This window comes from Prevotella sp. MGM1 (assembly GCF_002933775.1).
In the GTDB taxonomy this organism is placed as follows: domain Bacteria; phylum Bacteroidota; class Bacteroidia; order Bacteroidales; family Bacteroidaceae; genus Prevotella.
The window spans coordinates 1-647 of the sequence record NZ_BEWV01000055.1; the positions used below are offsets into that span (position 1 = coordinate 1).

Here is a 647-nt window from a genome sequence, read left to right on the forward strand (position 1 = left end):
TGGAGAAGGATTTTATAGAACACAGCATAGCCGTACATTCCAAAGGGATGACCCATGAAGACTTTGATGAAGGAGCACCCGCATATTCCTATCTTATGCTCCTGTATTATCTTCATTCCTTTGTCAGCTCCTTTTCACAGGCACTCAGAAACATCGAAACCAACAATAAATTAAAGACAGCATGAAACAAATTTTAATTATGACGGCGGTGTTGTCCGTAATTGCAATGTCTGCCGTGGCTCAGAATAAAAATCCATTCATTCCTGAAATACACGGAACAATCCGTGCCAAATATGAATATGAACCTCAGATAGACAAGGGACGCTTCGAGATACGCAATGCACGGCTGAGCGTGGAAGGCAAGGTGATTCCCATTGTGAGATACAAGGCAGAGATAGACCTTTCTGACGAGGGAACAATAAAGATGCTCGACGCATACGTGCGACTGCAACCAAAGGATGCGTTAAAATTCACCTTCGGTCAGATGAGAGTGCCGTTTACCATTGACGCTCATCGTTCACCACATCTACAGTATTTCGCCAACCGATCCTTCATAGCAAAGCAGGTCGGCAATGTGCGCGATGTCGGAGCATCAGCGTCATGGACGTTCAATGACCGTATGCCCATTACTCTTGAAGGGGGTATAT

General features: G+C 45.0%; 2 protein-coding genes. Both read left to right on the forward strand.

What is annotated here, in order from left to right; all coding sequences use genetic code 11:
* Nucleotides 1-185, forward strand: a 185-nt coding sequence (locus tag MoGM_RS13255; RefSeq protein ID WP_233210101.1) for a hypothetical protein, incomplete at its 5' end; no start/stop codon positions are given.
* 14 nt (nt 186-199) lie between these two features.
* On the forward strand, nt 200-647 hold a 448-nt coding region (locus MoGM_RS01350; RefSeq protein ID WP_371410489.1), incomplete at its 3' end, for a porin.